We start from the raw sequence: 21,890 nt of genomic DNA, 5'->3' as shown, positions 1-21,890 counted from the left end.
GACAACCTGGCCCCCCGCAGCAAACCCAGGGGCCTGGGCGCGGCATTGCGCGACGACCTGACAACTGAGCGCCTGATACCCTCCTAGCGGGTAGGGCATGAGAGTGTTCTACAAACCCCCTTTAACGATCCGTCCGGAGAGGCGGAGAAGGAGGTCAAGTTCTCGCATGGGTGCCGCGGGGGATGCCGCATTAGGCAGTGAATCCCGGGAGTTGATGTCGGCGGCCGACGTGGGTCGCACGATCTCCCGTATCGCACATCAGATCATCGAAAAGACCGCGCTCGACGGTCCCGACGCGCCGCGGGTGGTGCTGCTGGGAATCCCGACCCGCGGCGTCCTCCTCGCCGAACGCCTGGCCACCAACATCGCCGAGTTCAGCGGCGTCGACGTCGCGCACGGCGCCCTCGACATCACCCTCTACCGCGACGACCTGATGCAAAAGCCGCCGCGACCGCTGGCGGCCACCTCCATCCCGGCCGGCGGCGTCGACGACGCGCTGGTGATCCTCGTCGACGACGTGCTCTATTCCGGCCGCTCGGTGCGCTCCGCCCTGGACGCGCTGCGCGACGTCGGCCGGCCGCGCGCGGTGCAACTGGCGGTGCTCGTCGACCGCGGCCACCGCGAACTGCCGCTGCGCGCCGACTACGTCGGCAAGAACGTGCCCACCTCGCGCACCGAGAGCGTGCACGTGCTGCTCGGCGAGCACGACGGCCGCGACGGGGTGGTGATCTCGCGATGACGCGCCACCTGCTGGCCGCGGGCGACCTGAGCCGCGACGACGCCACCGCGATCCTCGACGACGCGGACCGGTTCGCGCAGGCACTGGTCGGCCGCGAGATCAAGAAGCTGCCGACGCTGCGCGGCCGCACCGTCGTCACGATGTTCTACGAGAACTCCACCCGCACCCGGGTGTCCTTCGAGGTGGCCGGCAAGTGGATGAGCGCCGACGTGATCAACGTCAGCGCCGCCGGATCGTCGGTGGGCAAGGGGGAGTCGCTGCGCGACACGGCGCTGACGCTGCGCGCAGCCGGGGCCGACGCGCTGATCATCCGCCACCCCGCCTCCGGCGCCGCGCACCTGCTAGCCGATTGGACCGGGACCAACGACGACGGCCCGTCGGTGATCAACGCCGGCGACGGCACCCACGAGCACCCGACGCAGGCGCTGCTGGACGCGCTGACCGTCCGCCAGCGGCTCGGCAGCATCGAGGGCCGGCGCGTCGTGATCGTCGGCGACATCCTGCACAGCCGGGTCGCGCGCTCCAACGTCATGCTGCTGGCCACCCTCGGCGCCGAGGTCGTGCTGGTCGCCCCGCCGACGCTGCTGCCGGTCGGGGTCGACGGCTGGCCGGCCACCGTCTCCTACGACTTCGACGCCGAGCTGCCGGCCGCCGACGCGGTGCTGATGCTGCGGGTGCAGGCCGAGCGGATGAACGGCGGCTTCTTCCCGTCGGTGCGCGAATACTCGGTTCGGTACGGCCTTTCCGAGCGGCGCCAGGCGATGCTGCCCGGCCATGCGGTGGTGCTGCACCCGGGGCCGATGGTACGCGGCATGGAGATCTCGTCCTCGGTGGCGGACTCGTCGCAATCGGCGGTGCTGCAACAGGTTTCGAATGGAGTGCACGTGCGGATGGCGGTGCTGTTCCATGTGCTGGTCGGGGCGGAGGACATCGCGGCATGAGCGTGCTGATCCGCGGCGTGCGGCTCTACGGTGAAGGTGAGCGGGTCGACGTCCTCGTCGACGACGGGCAGATCGCCGAGATCGGGCCGAAACTCGAGATCCCCGACACCGCCGACGTCATCGACGCGACCGACCAGGTGCTGCTGCCCGGGTTCGTCGACCTGCACACCCACCTGCGCGAGCCGGGCCGCGAATACGCCGAGGACATCGAAACCGGTTCGGCGGCGGCTGCTTTGGGCGGCTACACCGCGGTGTTCGCGATGGCCAACACCAACCCCGTCGCCGACAGCCCGGTGGTCACCGACCACGTCTGGCACCGCGGCCAGCAGGTCGGCCTCGTCGACGTGCATCCCGTCGGCGCCGTCACCGTCGGCCTGGCCGGGGCCGAGCTCACCGAGATGGGCATGATGGCCGCCGGCGCCGCGCAGGTGCGGATGTTCTCCGACGACGGCATCTGCGTGCACGACCCGCTGATCATGCGCCGCGCCCTGGAGTACGCCACCGGCCTGGGGGTGCTGATCGCACAGCACGCCGAGGAGCCGAGGCTGACCGTCGGCGCCGTCGCCCACGAGGGCCCGACGGCGGCGCGGCTGGGCCTCGCGGGGTGGCCCCGGGCCGCCGAGGAATCCATCGTGGCCCGCGACGCGCTGCTGGCCCGCGACGCCGGTGCCCGGGTGCACATCTGCCACGCCTCCACCGCGGGCACCGTCGAGATCGTGAAATGGGCCAAGGAACAAGGGATTTCGATAACCGCCGAGGTCACCCCGCACCACCTGCTGCTCGACGATGGCCGGCTGGCCTCCTACGAGGGGGTGAACCGGGTCAACCCGCCGCTGCGCGAGGCCGCCGATGCCGTCGCCCTGCGTCAGGCGCTGGCCGACGGCGTAATCGACTGTGTGGCCACCGACCACGCCCCGCACGCCGAACATGAGAAGTGCGTCGAGTTCTCGGCCGCGCGTCCCGGCATGTTGGGGCTGCAGACCGCGCTGTCGGTGGTGGTGCAGACGATGGTGACACCCGGGCTGCTCACCTGGCGCGATGTCGCGCGGGTGATGAGCGAGAACCCGGCGCGCATCGTCGGGCTGCCCGACCACGGCCGCCCGCTGGAGGTGGGCGAGCCGGCCAACCTCACCGTCGTGGACCCGGACACCACCTGGACGGTCGCCGGGTCGGACCTGGCCAGCCGGTCGGCCAACACGCCGTACGAGTCGATGACGTTGCCCGCCACCGTGACCGCGACCCTGCTGCGCGGCAAGGTCACCGCGCGGGACGGGAAGAGCCCGGCATGAATTCGGGCACGCTGGTGGGGTCGCTGGTCTTCGCGGCCGTGCTGGTGATCGTGATAACGGTGCTCATCCAGCTGATAATGCGCTCCTGGCAGCGGCGCGCGCAGCGCCAGCAGGAGTTGATCGGTCAGCTGCCCGACCTGCCCGACCAGGTGGGCGCCGCGACCATCAGCACCCGCGGCCAGTACTGCGGTTCGATGATTGCTCCCGACTGGAGCGAGCGGATCGCCGCCGGCGATCTGGGCTTCCGTAGCAAGGCGGTGCTAACCCGCTATCACGAGGGGATCTTGGTGGAAAGGATGCGGGCCCAACCGATTTGGATTCCGCAATCCTTGATCAAGGGCATCCGCATGGAGCGCCGAATGGCGGGCAGGGTCGCGCATCGGACCGGGATCCTGGCGATCCGGTGGCGCCTGCCGTCCGGCGTCGAGATCGACACCGGGTTTCGGGCGAACCATCGCGATGACTATGACCCCTGGCTGGAATCCCAGGAGAAGGGAGCCGCGTGAGTAAAGCTTTACTGGTTCTGGAAGACGGCCGCGTCTTCACCGGAACGCCCTTCGGCAAGGTCGGCCAGACGCTCGGGGAGGCCGTGTTCTCCACCGGCATGTCCGGCTATCAGGAGACGCTGACCGATCCCAGCTACCACCGCCAGATCGTCGTGGCCACCGCGCCGCAGATCGGCAACACCGGCTGGAACGACGAGGACGCCGAGAGCCGGGGCGACAAGATCTGGGTCGCCGGCTACGCGGTGCGCGACCCGTCGCCGCGCGCCTCCAACTGGCGCGCCACCGGCACGCTGGAAGACGAGCTGGCCCGGCAGGGCATCGTCGGGATCGCCGGCATCGACACCCGGGCAGTGGTGCGGCACCTGCGCAGCCGCGGCTCGATGAAGGCGGGGGTGTTCTCCGGCGACGCGCTGGCCGAGCCGGCCGAGTTGCTGGACCGGGTGCGCGGCCAGCAGTCGATGCTGGGCGCCGACCTGGCCGGTGAGGTCAGCACCGACGGCGCCTATGTCGTGGAATCCGAAGGGCCGCACCGGTTCACGGTGGCCGCCCTCGACCTGGGAATCAAGACCAATACGCCCCGCAACTTCTCGAGGCGCGGCATCCGCAGCCACGTGCTGCCGGCGTCGGCGACCTTCGAGCAGATCGCCGACATCGCGCCCGACGGCGTGTTCCTGTCGAACGGTCCCGGCGACCCCGCCACCGCCGACCACGTCGTCGCGCTCACCCGCGAGGTGCTGGGCGCCGGAATCCCGTTGTTCGGAATCTGTTTCGGCAACCAGATCCTGGGCCGGGCGCTGGGCCTGTCCACCTACAAGATGGTCTTCGGCCACCGCGGCATCAACGTCCCGGTCATCGACCACGCCACCGGGCGGGTCGCGGTGACCGCGCAGAACCACGGCTTCGCGCTAGAAGGCGAGGCGGGCCAGTCCTTCGACACGCCGTTCGGCCCGGCGATCGTCAGCCACACCTGCGCCAACGACGGGGTGGTGGAGGGCGTCAAACTCGCCGACGGCAAGGCGTTTTCGGTGCAGTACCACCCCGAGGCCGCCGCCGGTCCGCACGACGCGGAGTACCTGTTCGACCAATTCGTCGACCTGATGGCAGGGGGCCGCTAGTGCCGCGTCGCACCGACCTCAACCACGTGCTGGTGATCGGCTCGGGGCCGATCGTGATCGGGCAGGCCTGCGAGTTCGACTACTCGGGCACCCAGGCGTGCCGGGTGTTGCGCGCCGAGGGCCTGCAGGTCAGTCTGGTCAACTCCAACCCGGCCACCATCATGACCGACCCCGAGTTCGCCGACCACACCTACGTCGAGCCGATCACGCCGGCGTTCGTCGAGCGGGTGATCGCCCAGCAGGCCGAGCGCGGCAACAAGATCGACGCCCTGCTGGCCACCCTGGGCGGGCAGACGGCGCTGAACACCGCGGTGGCGCTGTACGAGAACGGGGCGCTGGAGCGCTACGGCGTCGAGCTGATCGGCGCCGACTTCGACGCCATCCAGCGCGGCGAGGACCGGCAGCGGTTCAAGGACATCGTCGCCAAAGTCGGCGGCGAATCCGCCCGCAGCCGAGTGTGTTTCACCATGGACGAGGTCCGCGAGACCGTCGAAGAGGTCGGCCTGCCGGTGGTGGTGCGGCCCAGCTTCACCATGGGCGGCCTGGGCTCGGGCATGGCGCACTCCGCCGAGGAGGTCGACCGGATGGCCGGCGCCGGGCTGGCCGCGTCGCCCAGCGCCAACGTGCTCATCGAGGAATCGATCTACGGCTGGAAGGAATTCGAGCTCGAGCTGATGCGCGACGCCCACGACAACGTGGTCGTGGTGTGCTCCATCGAGAACGTCGACCCGATGGGCGTGCACACCGGCGACTCGGTCACCGTCGCGCCGGCCATGACGCTGACCGACCGGGAATACCAGCGGATGCGCGACCTGGGCATCGCGATCCTGCGTGAGGTCGGTGTGGACACCGGCGGCTGCAACATCCAGTTCGCGGTCAACCCGCGCGACGGCCGGCTGATCGTCGTCGAGATGAACCCGCGGGTGTCGCGGTCCAGCGCGCTGGCGTCCAAGGCCACCGGCTTCCCGATCGCCAAGATCGCCGCGAAGCTGGCCATCGGCTACACCCTGGACGAGATCCTCAACGACATCACCAAGGAGACACCCGCCTGCTTCGAGCCGACGCTGGACTACGTCGTCGTCAAGGCGCCGCGGTTCGCGTTCGAGAAGTTCCCCGGCGCCGACCCCACCCTGACCACCACCATGAAGTCCGTCGGCGAGGCGATGTCGTTGGGCCGCAACTTCATCGAGGCGCTCGGCAAGGTGATGCGCTCCCTGGAGACCGACCGGGCCGGCTTCTGGACCACGCCGGACGGCCCGGAGGGGACGCAAGTAGACGTTGACGAGGTGCTGACCCGGCTGCGCACCCCGACCGAGGGCCGGCTCTACGACATCGAGCTGGCGTTGCGGCTAGGCGCCTCGGTCGAGCGGGTCGCCGAGGCCAGCGGCGTCGACCCGTGGTTCGTCGCGCAGATCGGCGAGCTGATCGGACTGCGCGCCCAGCTGGTCGCCGCCCCGGTGCTCGATGCCGAGCTGCTGCGGCGCGCGAAACACAGCGGGCTCTCGGACCGCCAGATCGCCGCCCTGCGACCGGAATTGGCGGGGGAGAACGGGGTGCGCTCGCTGCGCGAGCGCCTCGGCATCCACCCGGTGTACAAGACGGTGGACACCTGCGCGGCCGAGTTCGAGGCCAAGACGCCGTACCACTACAGCAGCTACGAGCTCGACCCCGCCGCCGAGACCGAGGTGGCCCCACAGACCGACAAGCCCAAGGTGCTGATCCTGGGTTCGGGCCCCAACCGCATCGGCCAGGGCATCGAATTCGACTACAGCTGCGTGCACGCGGCAACGACGTTGAGCCAGGCCGGTTTCGAAACGGTGATGGTCAACTGCAACCCGGAGACGGTGTCCACCGACTACGACACCGCCGACCGGCTGTATTTCGAGCCGCTGACGTTCGAGGACGTGCTCGAGGTGTTCCACGCCGAAACGCAGTCGGGCAGCGGCGGCCCCGGTGTGGTGGGGGTGATCGTGCAGCTCGGCGGGCAGACGCCGCTGGGGCTGGCGCAACGGCTCTTCGACGCGGGGGTCCCGATCGTGGGCACGCCGCCGGAGGCCATCGACCTGGCCGAGGACCGCGGCGCCTTCGGCGACGTGCTGGCCGCCGCCGGGCTGCCGGCGCCGAAATACGGCATGGCAACAACTTTCGCGCAGGCCCGCCGGATCGCCGAGGACATCGGTTACCCGGTGCTGGTGCGGCCGTCGTACGTGCTGGGCGGCCGCGGCATGGAGATCGTCTACGACGAGGAGACGCTGGAGGGCTACATCACCCGCGCCACCGCGCTGTCGCCCGAGCACCCGGTGCTCGTCGACCGCTTCCTCGAGGACGCGGTGGAGATCGACGTCGACGCCCTGTGCGACGGTTCCGAGGTCTACATCGGCGGCATCATGGAACACATTGAGGAGGCCGGTATCCACTCCGGCGACTCGGCGTGCGCGCTGCCCCCGGTCACGCTGGGCCGCAGCGACATCGAGAAGGTGCGCCGCGCCACCGAGGCCATCGCCCACGGCATCGGCGTGGTCGGGCTGCTCAACGTCCAGTACGCCCTCAAGGACGACGTGCTCTACGTCCTGGAGGCGAACCCGAGGGCGAGCCGCACGGTGCCGTTCGTGTCCAAGGCGACCGCGATCCCGCTCGCCAAGGCGTGCGCCCGAATCATGTTGGGCGCCACCATCTCCGAGCTTCGCGGTGAGGGCCTGCTGGCCGCGACCGGCGACGGCGCCCACGCGCCGCCGCAGGCCCCGATCGCGGTCAAGGAGGCCGTGCTGCCGTTCCACCGCTTCCGCCGCGCCGACGGGGCCGCGATCGATTCGCTGCTCGGCCCGGAGATGAAGTCGACGGGCGAGGTGATGGGCATCGACCGCGACTTCGGCAGCGCCTTCGCCAAGAGCCAGACCGCCGCCTACGGGTCGCTGCCGGCGCAGGGGACGATATTCGTGTCGGTGGCCAACCGGGACAAGCGGTCGCTGGTGTTCCCGGTCAAGCGGCTGGCCGATCTGGGCTTCCGGGTGCTGGCCACCGAGGGGACGGCGGAGATGTTGCGCCGCAACGGGATTCCCTGCGACGAGGTCCGCAAGCACTTCGAGCCGCCGCAGCCCGGCCGCCCCGCGATGTCGGCCGTCGACGCGATCAAGGCCGGCGAGGTCGACATGGTGATCAACACGCCGTTCGGCAACTCCGGCCCGCGCATCGACGGCTACGAAATCCGTTCGGCCGCGGTGTCGGTCAACATCCCCTGCGTCACGACGGTGCAGGGGGCGTCCGCCGCCGTGCAGGGCATCGAGGCGGGGATCCGCGGCGACATCGGCGTGCGATCGCTGCAAGAGCTGCACAGCGCGATCGGGCCCGCGGGCAGTTCCCGGTGACCGGGTTCGGCGCCCGGCTGGCCGAGGCGAAGTCCAGGCGCGGGCCGCTGTGCCTGGGTATCGACCCGCATCCCGAGCTGCTGCGGGCCTGGGACCTGCCCACCACCGCCGACGGCCTGGCCGCGTTCTGTGACGTGTGCATCGAGGCGTTCGCCGGCTTCGCGGTCGTCAAGCCGCAGGTGGCGTTCTTCGAGGCCTACGGCGCCGCGGGCTACGCGGTCCTGGAACGCACCATCGCCGCGCTACGTTCGGCCGGGGTGCTGGTGCTGGCCGACGCCAAACGGGGCGACATCGGCACGACGATGGCGGCCTACGCCGCGGCGTGGGCGGGCGACTCGCCGCTGGCCGCCGACGCAGTAACCGCCTCGCCCTACCTGGGGTTCGGTTCGTTGCGGCCGCTGCTGGAGACGGCGGCGGCGAACGACCGCGGGGTGTTCGTGCTGGCGGCGACCTCCAACCCGGAGGGAGGCACCGTGCAGCGCGCCGAATTCGACGGCCGCACGGTGTCCCAGCTGATCATCGACCAGGCGGCGGTGGTCAACCGCTCGGCTACCGGATCCGAGCCCGGCTACGTCGGCGTGGTCCTCGGCGCGACCGTGTTCGAGGCGCCCGACGTCAGCGAGCTGGGCGGACCGGTGCTGGTGCCCGGCGTCGGGGCGCAGGGCGGGCGGCCAGAGGCGCTCGGCGGCCTGGGCGGGGCCGCCCCGGGCCAGCTGCTGCCCGCGGTGGCGCGGGAGGTGCTGCGGGCCGGTCCCAGCGTGTCGGACCTGCGCGCGGCCGGCGAGCGGATGCTGGACGCCGTCGCGTACCTGTCCGCGCTGTAGCCGCTTGGGTGTGAATCCTTGGCTTTCAGTGTGAGCTGGGGGCGCTGATCCGGCTGGTTTTCCGCCCTTAGCGCACTCGCAAAGCCCTGAGCGCACACGCGAAGCCCTCAGTGCACACTCAATGCCGTCAGCGCGCGCCGCTAGTCCAACGCCGCGGCCGAGCTGGGCCTGGCGGTCTCCACGATGACGGTGGTGGCCTTGATGACGGCCACGGCGACGCTGCCGGGCCGCAGTTTCAGCTCCTCGGCCGCGGCGGTGCTCATCAGCGAGACCACGGTGTGCGGGCCGCACTGCATCTCGACCTGGGTCATCACGGTGTCGCTGATCACCCTCGTGACCAGGCCGACGAACCGGTTGCGCGCCGAGCTGCCGATGCTCAGCGGGTCCGGCGGGGGGGCGGGCGCGTTTGCCCGGGAAAACTCGGCCAGATCCTCGCTGGCGATGACCTTGCGTCCCGCCGCGTCGTGGGTGACCGACAACGTGCCCTGGTTGATCCAGCGGCGGACGGTGTCGTCGCTGACTCCCAGCAGTTCAGCCGCCTGACGGATGCGCAGGTTCGGCACGATTTTGATCGTAACTGATATTTGGCTGGGTGTTAGCTGGCACATCGCTGCGTAGCCGCCGCCGGACCGGGGACGCGACCGGGGGCGCGACACGCGCGACGCGTGACGAAAAATCTCGTGATCCGCCGCACCCGGGCACGGGGCCGTCCGCCACGCCCGCCCGCCCCGGCCGCGGCCGTCCCGCCCCGGACCGTCGCGAAAGCACATAACCGCAGCTAGAACGCCTTATTCGGGGCGCCTCGGCGGCGTCGTCGGCACCGGATCGGGGCGGCGTGCGGCCCGTCTCGGCGCTGGTCGGCGGGGCCCGTCCGGGGCGCCCACGCTGCACATTTGCACAATTAACCAGGGGGTCGGGTTAGATTTCGTCAGGAAGGCTGAGTACGGTCATTTCGGCTGGCTGAAGTACCCGGCAGAGACAAAACGAGATCGATTACCGATTGATCAGATACGGAGGAATCGTGGCCCTTCCCCAGTTGACCGACGAGCAGCGCGCTGCCGCGTTGGAGAAGGCGGCCGCCGCACGTCGAGCGCGAGCAGAGCTCAAGGATCGCCTCAAGCGCGGTGGCACCAACCTCACCCAGGTGCTCAAGGACGCCGAAAGCGATGAAGTCCTCGGCAAGATGAAGGTGTCTGCGCTGCTCGAGGCTTTGCCGAAGGTGGGCAAGGTCAAGGCGCAGGAGATCATGACCGAGCTGGAAATCGCCCCCACCCGCCGCCTGCGCGGCCTCGGGGACCGGCAGCGCAAGGCCCTGCTGGAAAAGTTCGGCTCCTAAACCCCGGAGCGCCGGTGAGCGCCGGCGGGGGGCCGGACGTCGCACGGGGGGCACGTCCCGAGCCATCAGGCAGGGGGCGTGTGGTCGTGCTGTCCGGTCCCTCCGCGGTCGGCAAGTCGACGGTGGTCCGGTGCCTGCGGGAGCGGATTCCCAACCTGCAGTTCAGCGTTTCGGCTACCACCCGGGCCCCGCGGCCCGGCGAGGTTGACGGCGTCGACTACCACTTCGTCACCCCCGCCCGCTTCCAGCAGCTGATCGACGAGGGCGCCCTGCTGGAGTGGGCCGAGATCCACGGCGGGCTGCACCGGTCGGGCACGCTGGCCGAGCCGGTCCGGGCCGCCACCGCCTCCGGGTTGCCCGTGCTCATCGAGGTCGACCTGGCCGGTGCCAGGGCGGTCAAGAAAGCGATGCCCGAGGTGCTGACCGTGTTCCTGGCCCCGCCCAGCTGGGAGGACCTGGAAGCCAGGCTGGTGGGCCGGGGCACCGAGACGCCGGAGGCCATCCGGCGCCGCCTGGACACCGCCCGCACCGAAATGGCGGCCCAAAACGACTTCGACGAGATCGTGGTCAACAGTCGATTGGAGTCTGCGTGCGCCGAATTGGTATCCTTGCTGGTGGGAACTGCGCCGGGCCCGGCATGAACCGCCTGACCAGACCAGATTCAAGCATCGAAGTTCTTTAGCCGTCCCGCACGGCTCTATCCGCCAGGAGACTGACCTACGTGAGCATTCCCCAGTCCGACGCGTCGCTGACCGCCGTGGACCAGTTCGACCCGTCGGCAGGCGGCCAGGGCGCCTACGACACCCCGCTGGGCATCACCAACCCGCCCATCGACGAGCTGCTGGACCGGGTGTCCAGCAAGTACGCCCTGGTCATCTACGCGGCCAAGCGGGCCCGTCAGATCAACGACTACTACAACCAGCTCGGGGAGGGCATCCTCGAGTATGTGGGCCCGCTCGTCGAGCCGGGGCTGCAGGAAAAGCCGTTGTCCATCGCGATGCGCGAGATCCACGCCGACCTGCTCGAGCACACCGAGGGCGAGTAACGGGCGGGCCGGGCGCGCTGTGGACAGCAAGCGGATCGTCATAGGCGTTTCCGGGGGCATCGCCGCCTACAAGGCATGCACCGTCGTCCGTCAGCTCGCCGAGGCGGGCCACCAGGTCCGCGTCATCCCCACCGAGTCCGCGCTGCGCTTCGTCGGCGCCGCCACGTTCGAGGCGCTGTCGGGCCAGCCGGTGCGCACCGGCGTCTTCGACGACGTGCCCGAGGTGCCGCACGTCCAGCTCGGCAAGGAGGCCGACCTGGTCCTCGTGGCGCCGGCCACCGCCGACCTGCTGGCCAGGGCCGTCTCCGGCCGGGCCGACGACCTGCTCACCGCGACCCTGCTGACCGCGCGGTGCCCGGTGCTGTTCGCGCCGGCGATGCACACCGAGATGTGGTTACACCCGGCCACCGTCGACAACGTGGCCACGCTGCGGCGTCGCGGCGCCGTGGTGCTCGAACCCGCCTACGGACGGCTCACCGGCGCCGACAGCGGCGCGGGACGGCTGCCGGAGGCCGAGGAGATCACCACGCTGGCCCAGCTGCTGCTCGAGCGCCACGACGCGCTGCCCTACGACCTCGCCGGCCGCCGGGTGCTGGTCACCGCCGGCGGCACCCGCGAACCGATCGACCCGGTGCGCTTCATCGGCAACCGCAGCTCCGGCAAGCAGGGCTACGCGGTGGCGCGGGTCGCCGCCCAGCGGGGCGCCGAGGTCACCCTGATCGCGGGGCACACGGCCGGTCTGATCGACCCCGCCGGCGTCAACGTGGTGCACGTCAGCTCGGCCGAGCAGCTCGGCGAGGCGGTGTCCAAGCACGCCCCCGGGGCGGACGTGCTGGTCATGGCCGCGGCCGTCGCCGACTTTCGGCCCGCGCAGGTTTCCACCGCCAAGATCAAAAAAGGCCCCGACGTCGCCGAGGAGCCGACGATCGAGCTGGTCCGCAACGACGACGTGCTCGCCGGCGCGGTCCGCGCCCGCGCGCACGGGCAGCTGCCCAACATGCGGGCCATCGTGGGGTTTGCCGCCGAGACGGGCGACGCCAACGGCGACGTGTTGTTCCACGCGCGAGAAAAGCTGCGGCGCAAGGGTTGTGACCTCCTAGTCGTCAACGCGGTCGGCGACAACAAAGCGTTCGAGGTGGACAGCAACGACGGCTGGCTGCTGGCATCCGACGGCACCGAGTCGGCGCTGGCGCACGGCTCGAAGACGCTGATGGCCAGTCGTATCGTGGATGCAATCGTCGCGTTCCTGCACGGCCACAGCGGGTAGCAGGGTTTACTTCGCTACGGCGCCCGCACGGGTGCCGGATGACGCCAGAAGATATAATTCGACTAACTAATTATTGGAAGGATCGGGACTGTGAGCGAAAAGGGTCGTCTGTTTACCAGTGAGTCGGTGACCGAAGGGCATCCCGACAAGATCTGTGACGCGATCAGCGACTCGGTCCTCGACGCCCTGCTCGCGGGGGACCCCCGTTCACGGGTGGCGGTCGAGACGCTCGTGACCACCGGGCAGGTGCACGTGGTGGGCGAGGTGACGACGTCGGCCAAGGAGGCGTTCGCCGACATCACCAACACGGTGCGCGCCCGCATCCTCGACATCGGCTACGACTCGTCGGACAAGGGCTTCGACGGGGCGTCGTGCGGGGTGAACATCGGCATCGGCCGTCAGTCGCCGGATATCGCCCAGGGTGTGGACACCGCGCACGAGACGCGCGTCGAGGGCGCCGCGGACCCGCTGGATTCCCAGGGCGCCGGTGACCAGGGCCTGATGTTCGGCTACGCGATCAACGACACCCCGGAGCTGATGCCGCTGCCGATCGCGCTGGCGCACCGCCTGTCGCGCAAGCTGACCGAGGTCCGCAAGAACGGGACGCTGGGATACCTGCGCCCGGACGGCAAGACCCAGGTCACCATCGCCTACGAGGACGACGTTCCGGTGCGGCTGGACACCGTGGTGGTTTCCACCCAGCACGCCGACGGCATCGACCTGGAGAACACGCTGGACCCCGACATCCGCACGCACGTGCTGCAGACCGTGCTGGACGAGCTGGCCCACGACACCCTGGACTCGTCGTCGACCCGGGTGCTGGTCAACCCGACCGGCAAGTTCGTCGTCGGCGGGCCGATGGGCGACGCGGGCCTGACCGGCCGCAAGATCATCGTCGACACCTACGGCGGCTGGGCCCGCCACGGCGGCGGCGCCTTCTCCGGCAAGGATCCGTCCAAGGTGGACCGCTCGGCGGCGTACGCGATGCGCTGGGTTGCCAAGAACATCGTCGCCGCCGGGCTCGCGGAGCGGGTCGAGGTGCAGGTGGCCTACGCCATCGGCAAGGCCGCGCCCGTCGGGCTGTTCATCGAGACGTTCGGCACCGCCACCGTCGACCCGGTCAAGATCGAGAAGATCGTGCCCGAGGTGTTCGACCTGCGCCCCGGCGCCATCATCCGCGACCTGGACCTGCTGCGCCCCATCTACGCGCCGACCGCCGCCTACGGGCACTTCGGCCGCACCGACATCGAGCTGCCGTGGGAGCAGCTCAACATGGTCGACGAGCTCAAGCGCGCGATCTAAACCTGGAAGAAGCCGGCCTCGCCGGTGCCCGTGTTGGCAAAGCCCGAGTTTCCCAGGTCAAAGGGGTAGCCCCCGCCGGAGTTGAAGAAGCCGGTGTTGTTGCCGAGGCCGGTGTTGAACCACCCGGTGTTGCCGCCGATGCCCGTGTCGGTGTTCCAGAAGCCGGTGTGGTTGCCGTTGACGCCGGAATTGCCGATGCCGGTGTTGTAGTCGCCCGTGCCGAAATTGCCGATGCCGGTGTAGAAGCTGCCGCTGCCCGAATTTTGGAAGCCCACGGCGAATTGACCGCTGCCGGAGTTGAAGAAGCCCATGTCGTTGCCGCCCGCGCCGCTGTTGCCGAAGCCCGAGTTGAGGCCGCCGCTGGCCGTGTTGTAGAAGCCCGAGTTGAAATCGCTGGTGTTGAAGAAGCCCGAATTGCCCGTGCCGGTGTTGCCGAAGCCCGAGTTGCTCACTACGCCGGTCAGATCCTCGGCGCGGCCCCAGCCCGTATCCAGGTTGCCGGTGTTGAACAGGCCGGTGTTGGTGTTGCCCGAGTTGAAGAACCCGGTGTTGGTGTTGCCCGCGTTGAACGATCCGGTGTTGTCGCAGCCCGCGTTGAAGTCGCCGACGTTCTGGTCGCCACTGTTGAAGCTGCCCATGTTGTACGCGCCGGAATTGCCGACGCCGATGTTGTTGTAGCCGCCGTTGAGGTAGCCGATGCTGCCGTTTGACCCGTTGAGATCGCCGATGTTGTTTTGACCGGCGTTCCACGAGCCCACGTTGCTGTCGCCGGGGTTGCCGACGCCGACGTTCTGGAGGCCGGAGTTGAACATGCCGGCGTTGGAGTAGCCGGCGTTCCACAACCCGGTGTTGGTGTTGCCCGTGTTGCCGACGCCGGTGTCGCCGTGGCCCGAGTTGAACAGGCCCCAGTTGTGGGAGCCGCTGTTGAACAGGCCGATGTTGTCGGAGCCCGAGTTGCCGAAGCCGATGTTTCCGTTGCCGGAGTTGAACGCGCCGAGGCTGAAGCGACCCGTCGCGGTGTCGTAATAGGTGCTGCCGATGCCGATTTGGTTGTTGCCGGTCAGCCCGAAGCCGATGTTGTTGTTGCCGGTGTTGCCCCAGCCCAGATTGCCGAGGCTGCCGTTGGCGTTGAGGCCGCCGATGCCGACGAGGTTGTTGCCATTGAGCCCGATGCCGATGTTGTTGTTGCCGGCGTTGCCCACACCGAAGTTGTTGTTGCCCAGGTTCCCCATGCCAAGGTTCGAGCTGCCCCAGTTGCCGTTGCCGACGTTGCCCACGCCGAGGTTGCCTGCGCCTAGGTTTCCGTCGCCGACGTTGCCGCCGCCCAGGTTGCTGCCGCCGTTGTTGCCGAGCCCGACGTCGGCAGCGCCCTTGTTGCCGAGCCCCAGCAGGTTCTGCGCCTCGCCGCCGGCGTACGCGGCCGAGGCGGCGGCCAGGTTCTGCACGAACCCCTGATGGAACGCCGCCGCCTCGGCGCTGACGGCCTGATACTCCTGGGCATGACCGGAAAACAGCGCCGCGACGGCCGCGGACACCTGGTCGGCGGCGGCGGCCAGCACCCGGGTGGTCGGCGCCGCCGCGGCGGCGTTGGCGGCGGTGATCGTCGATCCGACGCCGGCTAAGTCCGTTGCCGCCGCTGTCATGAGCTCCGGTGTGACGAACACAAACGACATCGTCGGTCCCTTTCCGTCACCCCCGCTTGCTCAACAATCGCTCGGCGCGGGCAAAGCGTTACGGTCGGGGCGGCGGGTGGTCGGCGTCGAGCGCGGGCAGGCCGTCGATGCTGCGCCGGTTGCGCTCGGCCAGGTGCGCGAACTTCTCGTCGGAGGCCTGCGCGTGATGGGCGTCGAGCACCGGCCGTTCGCCGACGAGCTCGTAGTAGGGCACCGCAAATCCGCAGGCGTCGGCGATCCGTTCGAGATGGACGACGATGACGGCCCGCACGCCGTCGTGCTGAGCGCCGAAATGCGTTAGCAGGCCCGGGAATTCGGCGTCGTCGGGGCGCACGACGCGGCCGGTGCCGAACAGCCGCAGGATCCGCGAGTTGCGGGTGAACGAGCAGAACATGACGGTGATGCGGCCGTTGTCGCGCAGGTGCGCGATGGTTTCCACGCCGCTGCCGAACAGATCGAGGTACGCCACGGTGTGCTCGTCCAGCACCGCGAAGGTGTCGCGATAGCCCTTGGGGGAGAGGTTGATTCGGCCACCCTCGGAGGGGGCGGTGGCCACGAAGAATACGGCCTGGTCCGAAATGAATTCGGTCAGCGACTCATCGATGCGCGAAAACTCTTTGGCCACGCGCCAGAGCGTAGCGTCGCCGGCCCCGCGCTGTCGCGCGGTTTTAGCGCGGCCAATCGGACGTCGCCGCCGTAGAAGTCGAGCACCCGCGGGTCCATCACCCGTCGCCACAGCGGCGGGACCAACGCCAGCAACAACATTGCGCTGTAGCCACTGGGCAGCTGCGGCGCGTCGTCGACGTGGCGCAGCACCTGGTAGGGGCGCAGCGGATTCGCGTGATGGTCGGAATGCCGCTGCAGGTGGAAGAGCAGGACGTTGGTGATCACCGTGCTGCTGTTCCAGCTGTGCGCCGGCCGGACCCGTTCGTAGCGGCCGTTGGGCAGCTGCTGGCGCCGCAGCCCGTAATGCTCCATATAGTTGACCGTCTCGAGCAGGCTGAAGCCGACGATCGCCTGGAGGATCAGCCACGGCAGCACGCCGGGACCGAACCATACCGAAAGTACGGTGAACAGCGCCGCGCTGATTAGCCATGCATTCAATATGTCGTTGTGCAGGCTCCATCGGGATTTGCCGAGTCCGGCCAACCGGGTCGCCTCGAGCCGCCACGCGGAGCGCAGGCCGCCGGTCACCGACCGCGGCAGGAAGGCGTAGAGGCCCTCGCCGAATCGGGCGCTGGCGGGGTCCTCGGCGGTCGCCACCCGGACGTGGTGTCCGCGGTTGTGTTCGACGTAGAAATGGCCGTAGCAGGTCTGTGCCAGCGCGACCTTGCTGAGCAGTCGTTCGGACCGCTCGCGGGTGTGTCCGAGTTCGTGCGCGGCGTTGATGGCCAGGCCGCCGATCAGGCCGACGGTCGCCATCACCCCCACCTTGTCGACGAAACCCATTGGGAGCCCACCGGCGCCAGTCCACAGCCAGCAGGCGAACACCAGCGACAGGTACTGGTTGGGCAGGTAGAGGTAGGTGGCCCAGCGGTAAAACCGGTCGGTCGCCAGCCAGGCGAGCACGCTCTCGCCGGGGGCCTGCGAGTCGGGCCCGACCAGGTGATCGACGATGGGAATGATCACGAACGCCAGGATGGGAACGCTCCACCAGAACGCGCCGAGCCCGGTCACGCGCACGGCATGCGAGGACGGGAAGATCAGTGCCGGGACGGCCGCCGCGAGCAGCCAGAGGTAGCGCTTGGGCTTCTTCCAGCCCGCGGACCGAACTGGTACAACCGTACCAGAACATGCAGGAAGTCCAATTCGCAACGGAAAACCTGTCATGGATAAGTACAGTAGCGCACTTAACGTACCTAAGGTATGCTTAGACCCGAGTTAGTTAAATCACAGTTCGTTATAAACCCGCATGATCGGAGAGGCATCTCAGGTAATGGCTTTCTCGCGGAGACGTTTCCTGGGTGCCGCCGCGGGTGTCGCGGCAGGCGCGCTCGGCGCGGGGGCGGTGGAGTTCGGCACTCGGAACGCCTCCGCGACCGCCGCGCTACGGCCTCACTACCAGGCCATTGTGGTCGGCAGTGGGTATGGCGGCGGCGTTTCGGCGCTGCGCCTCGCCCAGGCCGGCGTCCAGACGCTGATCCTGGAGAAGGGCAGGTGGTGGAACACCCCCGACGCGGACGGCAAGCGCTTCTCGCGGATGGTGCCGGCGGATAACCGGGCGGGTTGGTTCACGTCGGTCCCGCCGAGCCTGGTGCCGTCGTACCGGGGCGTGTCGATCGCCCAGGTGGCCAAGCACTCGCCGTCTACGCAACCGGTCCAGGCCGGAATCTGCGAAAAGGTGGTGCACGGTGCGCACGCGGTGTTCCGCGGCACGGCGGTCGGTGGGGGCTCGATGGTCAACGCCGCGATCGCCGCGATCCCGACGCCCGACCAGGTCCGCACCGCCTTCCCGGACATCGACCCCGACGCCTTCCTGGGGACGTACATCGAACGCGCCAAGTCGATGCTGCGGATCAGCTATCGCGACATGGACTGGTTCGAGCAGACGCCGTGGTTCCAGTACGCGCGGGTGGGCCGGCAGTACGCGGAGGCGGCCGGCTACAAGGTGGACTACAACGGTAGCGCCTACTCGTTCGACTACATGCAACAGGAAGAGGCGGAACTGGTTCCGCGTTCGGCGCTGAACTTCGAGCAGCAGTACGGCAACAACTTCGGCAGGGTCGGCAGCGTCGATGCGACGTACATCGCCGCCGCGCTGGCGACGGGCAAGGCCACGCTGCGGCCGCTCACCGAGGTGACCGGCATCCGGCGCGAGCGCTCGGGCGAATACGTGGTGTCCACCCGCGAGATCGACCGCTTCGGCAAGGAGCTGGCACGCGCCGAAATCGGCTGCGACGAGCTGCATCTGGGCGCCGGCGTGCTGGGCACCACCGAGCTGCTGCTGCGCGCCCGCGAGAAGGGGACGCTGCCCCACCTGAGCGACGAGGTCGGCCGCGGATACGGCAACAACGGGGACATCATGGTCTCGCACATGCTGAGCCCCGACGATCCGGCGGGCACCCAGCAGTCGCTGCTGGGGATGATCAACCTCGACGGCCGCGACGACCCGGACAACCCGGTGTACGCCAGCATGTTTTCGCTACCGCTTCCGGTGGAGACGCTCGCGCTGGGCTACTACGTCATGGTGCGCACCGGTGACCGCGCGGAGATCAGCTACGACCGGACGAAGGACTCGATCGCCATCGACTGGCCGGAGGGCCACACGGATCACCTGCGCGAGAAGGCCCAGTTCGTGTTCGACAAGGTCACCCAGGCCAACGGCGTCGACTACCGCGACGACCTCTTCGAAGGAACGGCGTTCGCGCCCAACACCGTTCACCCGATGGGCGGGGTGGTCCGGGGCCGGGCCACCGACGGCTACGGCAGGGTGAAGGGCTACGACAAGTTGTACGTCAACGACGCGTCGCTGCTGCCCGGCTACCTGGGCTGCAACCCGTTCATGTCGATCACCGCGCTGGCCGAGCGCAACATCGAGGGGATCCTGCAGGGCCGCCACTAAGCGGTGAAGCGATAGTCGTCGAGGTCGAACCGCCGGCTGCGCCAGTAGGTCTCCAGCGTGGTCGCCGGACGCAGCGGCACGTCGCCGTTCTTGTCGAAGTAGTAGCTGTTGGCCTGCTTGCAGCTGTCTTGCCAGAAGATCTGCCGGTGCCGTTTGCGCATCATCTCGGCGAAGTAGCGGTCGTTGGCCTCCGCGGTCACCTCGACGCGGGTCGCGCCGTCGCGGCGCGCCCGCTTGAGGCACCGCACGATGTGGTGCGTCTGCGTCTCGATGAGGGCGAAGTACGACGAGCCGACGTAGCCGTACGGACCGAAAACGCTGAACATGTTGGGGAATTCCGGGACGCTGACGCCCTCGTAGGCCTGCAGCCGGTTCTCGTCCCAGAACCGGCTCAGGGACTTACCGGTGCTCCCGGTGACGGAGAAGGTGGGGACGTTGTCGGTGTCCATCACCCTGAAGCCGGTGGCCAGGATGAGCACGTCGATCTCGTGCGCCTCGCCGTCGGTGGTGGCCACCGCGGCGGGGGTGACCTTGTCGATCGGCTCGGTGACCAGCCGCACGTTGTCGCGGTTGAACGTGGCCAGGTAGTCGTTGTGGAAGCCGGGCCGCTTGCAGCCGACGGCGTAACGCGGGGTCAGCTTTTCGCGCAGCGCCGGGTCGGTGACCTGCTGGCGCAGATAGGCGAGCCCGGCCGACTCCATCCTCTTGGCGATCGGGAACAGGGTGAAGTACTGCGCCGCGATCGTGAAGCCGAGCTCGACGAAGGCCTGGCTGAGCAGCCGCTGCAGCACCTTGCCGCCCGGAATCCGCATCGCCCACCGGGCAGCTTTGGGCAGCGGCACGTCGAACTTGGGGAAGCACCAGATCGGGGTGCGCTGAAAGACCGTGAGGTGGGAGACGATCGGCGCGATCTCGGGGATGACCTGTACGGCCGAGGCGCCGGTGCCGATGATCGCGACGCGCTTGCCGGTGAGGTCCCGGCTGTGGTCCCAGCGCGCGGTGTGCATGGTGATGCCGGCGAAGGAGTCCACGCCGTCGATGTCGGGCAGCTTCGGCACGGTCAGCACGCCGCTGGCGCTGATCAGGAAGCGGGCCGTGAGTTCTCCCCCGCAAGCGGGAGGTGCCCCCACGCCCGGATCGGTCTGCACCCGCCACAGGTGGTTGTCGTCGTCGAACTCGGCGGACAGCACCTTGGTGTTCAACCGGATTCGCGACCGGAGGCCGTATTTGTCGACGCAGTGTTCGGCGTACGCCTTCAGCTCGCCGCCCGGCGCGTAGGTTCGCGACCAGCGCGGGCTCTGCTCGAACGAGTACTGATAGGAAAACGACGGAATGTCCACGGCGATACCGGGATAGGTGTTCCAGTGCCAGGTGCCGCCGACCCCGTCGCCGGCCTCGATCACCAGGTAGTTGGACAGGCCCGCCTTGTCCAGCTTGATCGCGGCGCCGATGCCGGAGAATCCGGCGCCGACGATCAGGGTTTCGTAGTCGGGGTTCATCCGCGCTCGCTTCCGATGACGGGTACCCCGCTCTTGGGCCGCAGGGTCAGCGTTGCCTCGAGGTCGATCGCGGCGCCGGGCGCCAGGTCGAAGGTGAGGCGCCGGCTCATGATGGCCGCCATCAGCACCATCTCCATCAGGGCGAAGCTCTGCCCGATGCAGATGCGGCGGCCACCGCCGAACGGCAGATACGCGGAGCGGGGTCGGTCCGCCGGCCGGTAAAACCGGTCGGGGTCGAAGGTTTCCGGGTCGGGCCACCAGCGCGGGTCGTGGTGGATGTGGTGGATGGGGATGACGACGGTGGTGCCGCGCCGGATGCGATGCCCCGCGATGACGTCGTCCTCGACGGCCCGGCGCGCGATGATCCACACCGCCGAGAAGTAGCGCTGCGACTCCTGCAGGCACGCGGTGGTCCACGGCAGCCGGCCCAGGTCCCCGGCTTCGGGGCGGCGGGCGCCCAGCACGTCGTCGATCTCGGCCAGCATCCGGTCGCGGGCGTCGGGGTGCAGGGCCATCAGGTACCAGAACCACGACATCGCGTTCGCGGTGGTTTCGTGCCCGGCGAGCATGAACGTCAGGGCCTCGTCGCGGACCCGCTGGCGCGGCCAACTTCCGCCGTCGGCGCTCAGCAACACGTTGAGCAGGTCGGGGGACCCGGTCGGGTGGCGCAGCCGGTGGTCGATCACGTCGTTGACCGCGCGGTCCAGCGTCAGCGTGATGTCCTGCATGTCCCGCAACGGCGGTGGCATCCGCACGCCCGAGAAGGCCAACCGGTGCAGCACGTCGTACACCGCGGGCGGCATCAGGCCCCACAGCCCGAGCCGCTGCAGCCGCTCGGCGTGGCGCAACCCGCGCGTCGCGAGGTCGTTCATGCTCTGCACCAACGGCCCGAAGTCCTGGCTGAACAGCGAGTTGGCGACCACGCGCAGGGTCGCCTCGACCATCGTCTCGTGGATGTCGAATCGCACACCGGCTTCCAGCGCGTCGGCGACGCCCATGATCGGGTCGATCATCAGGTCGACGATGCCGTTGAGGTGGCGCCGGGCGAAGGTCGGGTTCAGCACGCCGCGGTGGGCCGCCCAGGAATCGCCCTCGTCGGTGAGCAGGTTGATGCCCGCGGTGGCCCGGATCGGCTCGTATTCGTTCGACTTGACGTATTTCAGGCGGGCGCCGTGCAGCACGTGATCGACGTAATCGGGGTGGCTGATCGAGACGAATCGCCTTCCGGCGCAACGGAACCGGGCGATGTCACTGCCGCGTACCCGGCCCATGAACCCGTTGCTCACGTCGAATCCGATGGTGAGGGCCTCGCGGGTCATGGTCCAGGAGTTCAGCCGGGTCGCCGGTCCCGCGGCGGGACGCTCAGCGCTGAGGGTCGCCATGACTCCAACTGTATGGATGACGCGGGCGGCCGGTAATGAGATTAT

The 21,890-nt window shown here is 69.0% G+C and carries 19 protein-coding genes; 13 read left to right on the top strand and 6 right to left on the bottom strand.

What is annotated here, in order from left to right:
* The first annotated feature begins 166 nt into the window (after positions 1–166).
* The 7 genes from pyrR to pyrF are packed head-to-tail and all read left to right on the top strand — an operon-like array spanning position 167 to position 8,779.
* A complete protein-coding gene (pyrR, locus tag AC5Y5E_RS06715) occupies positions 167–739 on the top strand; it encodes a bifunctional pyr operon transcriptional regulator/uracil phosphoribosyltransferase PyrR (RefSeq protein WP_499902205.1) in 573 nt (190 codons plus the stop codon).
* Positions 736–1,680, top strand: coding sequence for an aspartate carbamoyltransferase catalytic subunit (locus AC5Y5E_RS06710; protein ID WP_499902204.1), 945 nt, complete (start codon positions 736–738; stop codon positions 1,678–1,680). Before pyrR ends, AC5Y5E_RS06710 begins: the two co-directional genes overlap by 4 nt.
* Positions 1,677–2,969: a dihydroorotase gene (locus AC5Y5E_RS06705; protein ID WP_499902203.1), complete on the top strand. Its 1,293-nt coding sequence runs from the start codon at positions 1,677–1,679 to the stop codon at positions 2,967–2,969. The genes AC5Y5E_RS06710 and AC5Y5E_RS06705 overlap by 4 nt, the downstream gene beginning before the upstream one ends.
* Entirely contained in the window at positions 2,966–3,475 is a 510-nt protein-coding gene (locus AC5Y5E_RS06700) for a PH-like domain-containing protein (protein ID WP_499902202.1), read from the top strand. Before AC5Y5E_RS06705 ends, AC5Y5E_RS06700 begins: the two co-directional genes overlap by 4 nt.
* Positions 3,472–4,590 (top strand): glutamine-hydrolyzing carbamoyl-phosphate synthase small subunit, encoded by a 1,119-nt coding sequence (carA, locus tag AC5Y5E_RS06695; RefSeq protein ID WP_499902201.1) that lies wholly within the window; start codon positions 3,472–3,474, stop codon positions 4,588–4,590. The genes AC5Y5E_RS06700 and carA overlap by 4 nt, the downstream gene beginning before the upstream one ends.
* On the top strand, positions 4,590–7,955 hold the full coding sequence (gene carB / locus AC5Y5E_RS06690; protein ID WP_499902200.1) for a carbamoyl-phosphate synthase large subunit: 3,366 nt from the start codon (positions 4,590–4,592) through the stop codon (positions 7,953–7,955). Before carA ends, carB begins: the two co-directional genes overlap by 1 nt.
* Positions 7,952–8,779, top strand: coding sequence for an orotidine-5'-phosphate decarboxylase (gene pyrF, locus AC5Y5E_RS06685; RefSeq protein ID WP_499902199.1), 828 nt, complete (start codon positions 7,952–7,954; stop codon positions 8,777–8,779). Before carB ends, pyrF begins: the two co-directional genes overlap by 4 nt.
* Positions 8,780–8,919: 140 nt before the next feature.
* Here the strand turns inward: pyrF and AC5Y5E_RS06680 are convergent, their stop codons facing one another.
* The gene (locus AC5Y5E_RS06680; protein WP_499902198.1) at positions 8,920–9,342 is read right to left on the bottom strand and encodes a TOBE domain-containing protein; all 423 of its coding nucleotides are present in this window, start codon (positions 9,340–9,342) and stop codon (positions 8,920–8,922) included.
* A 458-nt stretch (positions 9,343–9,800) separates the two neighbouring features.
* On the opposite strand from AC5Y5E_RS06680, the gene mihF reads away from it, so the two are divergent.
* The 5 genes from mihF to metK all read left to right on the top strand — a co-directional run bounded on the left by mihF (position 9,801) and on the right by metK (position 13,729).
* Positions 9,801–10,115, top strand: coding sequence for an integration host factor, actinobacterial type (gene mihF, locus AC5Y5E_RS06675; RefSeq protein ID WP_036355303.1), 315 nt, complete (start codon positions 9,801–9,803; stop codon positions 10,113–10,115).
* Between the two features lie 14 nt (positions 10,116–10,129).
* Positions 10,130–10,756: a guanylate kinase gene (gene gmk / locus AC5Y5E_RS06670; RefSeq protein WP_499902197.1), complete on the top strand. Its 627-nt coding sequence runs from the start codon at positions 10,130–10,132 to the stop codon at positions 10,754–10,756.
* Positions 10,757–10,836: 80 nt separating this feature from the next.
* Entirely contained in the window at positions 10,837–11,160 is a 324-nt protein-coding gene (rpoZ, locus tag AC5Y5E_RS06665) for a DNA-directed RNA polymerase subunit omega (RefSeq protein ID WP_499902196.1), read from the top strand.
* 19 nt (positions 11,161–11,179) lie between these two features.
* Positions 11,180–12,427 carry a bifunctional phosphopantothenoylcysteine decarboxylase/phosphopantothenate--cysteine ligase CoaBC gene (gene coaBC, locus AC5Y5E_RS06660; RefSeq protein ID WP_499902195.1) on the top strand — a complete coding sequence of 416 codons (1,248 nt, stop codon included), beginning with the start codon at positions 11,180–11,182 and terminating at the stop codon, positions 12,425–12,427.
* A 90-nt stretch (positions 12,428–12,517) separates the two neighbouring features.
* Positions 12,518–13,729 (top strand): methionine adenosyltransferase, encoded by a 1,212-nt coding sequence (gene metK, locus AC5Y5E_RS06655; RefSeq protein WP_499902194.1) that lies wholly within the window; start codon positions 12,518–12,520, stop codon positions 13,727–13,729.
* On the opposite strand, the gene AC5Y5E_RS06650 is transcribed toward metK, so the two are convergent.
* The 3 genes from AC5Y5E_RS06650 to AC5Y5E_RS06640 are packed head-to-tail and all read right to left on the bottom strand — an operon-like array spanning position 13,726 to position 17,232.
* The gene (locus AC5Y5E_RS06650; RefSeq protein ID WP_499902193.1) at positions 13,726–15,402 is read right to left on the bottom strand and encodes a PE domain-containing protein; all 1,677 of its coding nucleotides are present in this window, start codon (positions 15,400–15,402) and stop codon (positions 13,726–13,728) included. The genes metK and AC5Y5E_RS06650 overlap by 4 nt on opposite strands.
* A gap of 58 nt (positions 15,403–15,460) precedes the next feature.
* The gene (locus tag AC5Y5E_RS06645) at positions 15,461–16,027 is read right to left on the bottom strand and encodes a pyridoxamine 5'-phosphate oxidase family protein (protein WP_499902192.1); all 567 of its coding nucleotides are present in this window, start codon (positions 16,025–16,027) and stop codon (positions 15,461–15,463) included.
* Positions 15,991–17,232 carry an alkane 1-monooxygenase gene (locus tag AC5Y5E_RS06640; protein WP_499902191.1) on the bottom strand — a complete coding sequence of 414 codons (1,242 nt, stop codon included), beginning with the start codon at positions 17,230–17,232 and terminating at the stop codon, positions 15,991–15,993. The genes AC5Y5E_RS06645 and AC5Y5E_RS06640 overlap by 37 nt, the downstream gene beginning before the upstream one ends.
* 106 nt (positions 17,233–17,338) lie before the next feature.
* Here AC5Y5E_RS06640 and AC5Y5E_RS06635 point away from each other — a divergent pair, with 106 nt between their 5' ends.
* Positions 17,339–18,964: a GMC oxidoreductase gene (locus tag AC5Y5E_RS06635; protein WP_499902190.1), complete on the top strand. Its 1,626-nt coding sequence runs from the start codon at positions 17,339–17,341 to the stop codon at positions 18,962–18,964.
* On the opposite strand, the gene AC5Y5E_RS06630 is transcribed toward AC5Y5E_RS06635, so the two are convergent.
* Both AC5Y5E_RS06630 and AC5Y5E_RS06625 read right to left on the bottom strand, forming a co-directional pair.
* Entirely contained in the window at positions 18,961–20,463 is a 1,503-nt protein-coding gene (locus tag AC5Y5E_RS06630) for a flavin-containing monooxygenase (protein WP_499902189.1), read from the bottom strand. The genes AC5Y5E_RS06635 and AC5Y5E_RS06630 overlap by 4 nt on opposite strands.
* Entirely contained in the window at positions 20,460–21,845 is a 1,386-nt protein-coding gene (locus AC5Y5E_RS06625; protein ID WP_499902188.1) for a cytochrome P450, read from the bottom strand. The genes AC5Y5E_RS06630 and AC5Y5E_RS06625 overlap by 4 nt, the downstream gene beginning before the upstream one ends.
* Between the last annotated feature and the right edge of the window lie 45 nt (positions 21,846–21,890).

The sequence above is a fragment of the Mycobacterium sp. NGS54 genome, from assembly GCF_059812465.1.
Note: the sequence above shows the minus strand (reverse complement) of the source record. Positions and strands in the feature narration are given on the sequence as shown.

Bases quoted from the DNA above. Each gene is read 5' to 3' on its own strand.
- AC5Y5E_RS06635 (WP_499902190.1), top strand. From the start codon at position 17,339: ATGGCTTTCTCGCGGAGACGTTTCCTGGGTGCCGCCGCGGGTGTCGCG.
- AC5Y5E_RS06630 (WP_499902189.1), bottom strand. From the start codon at position 20,463: ATGAACCCCGACTACGAAACCCTGATCGTCGGCGCCGGATTCTCCGGC.
- AC5Y5E_RS06650 (WP_499902193.1), bottom strand. From the start codon at position 15,402: ATGTCGTTTGTGTTCGTCACACCGGAGCTCATGACAGCGGCGGCAACG.
- AC5Y5E_RS06700 (WP_499902202.1), top strand. From the start codon at position 2,966: ATGAATTCGGGCACGCTGGTGGGGTCGCTGGTCTTCGCGGCCGTGCTG.
- AC5Y5E_RS06710 (WP_499902204.1), top strand. From the start codon at position 736: ATGACGCGCCACCTGCTGGCCGCGGGCGACCTGAGCCGCGACGACGCC.
- AC5Y5E_RS06705 (WP_499902203.1), top strand. From the start codon at position 1,677: ATGAGCGTGCTGATCCGCGGCGTGCGGCTCTACGGTGAAGGTGAGCGG.
- AC5Y5E_RS06625 (WP_499902188.1), bottom strand. From the start codon at position 21,845: ATGGCGACCCTCAGCGCTGAGCGTCCCGCCGCGGGACCGGCGACCCGG.
- pyrR (WP_499902205.1), top strand. From the start codon at position 167: ATGGGTGCCGCGGGGGATGCCGCATTAGGCAGTGAATCCCGGGAGTTG.
- AC5Y5E_RS06640 (WP_499902191.1), bottom strand. From the start codon at position 17,232: ATGACAGGTTTTCCGTTGCGAATTGGACTTCCTGCATGTTCTGGTACG.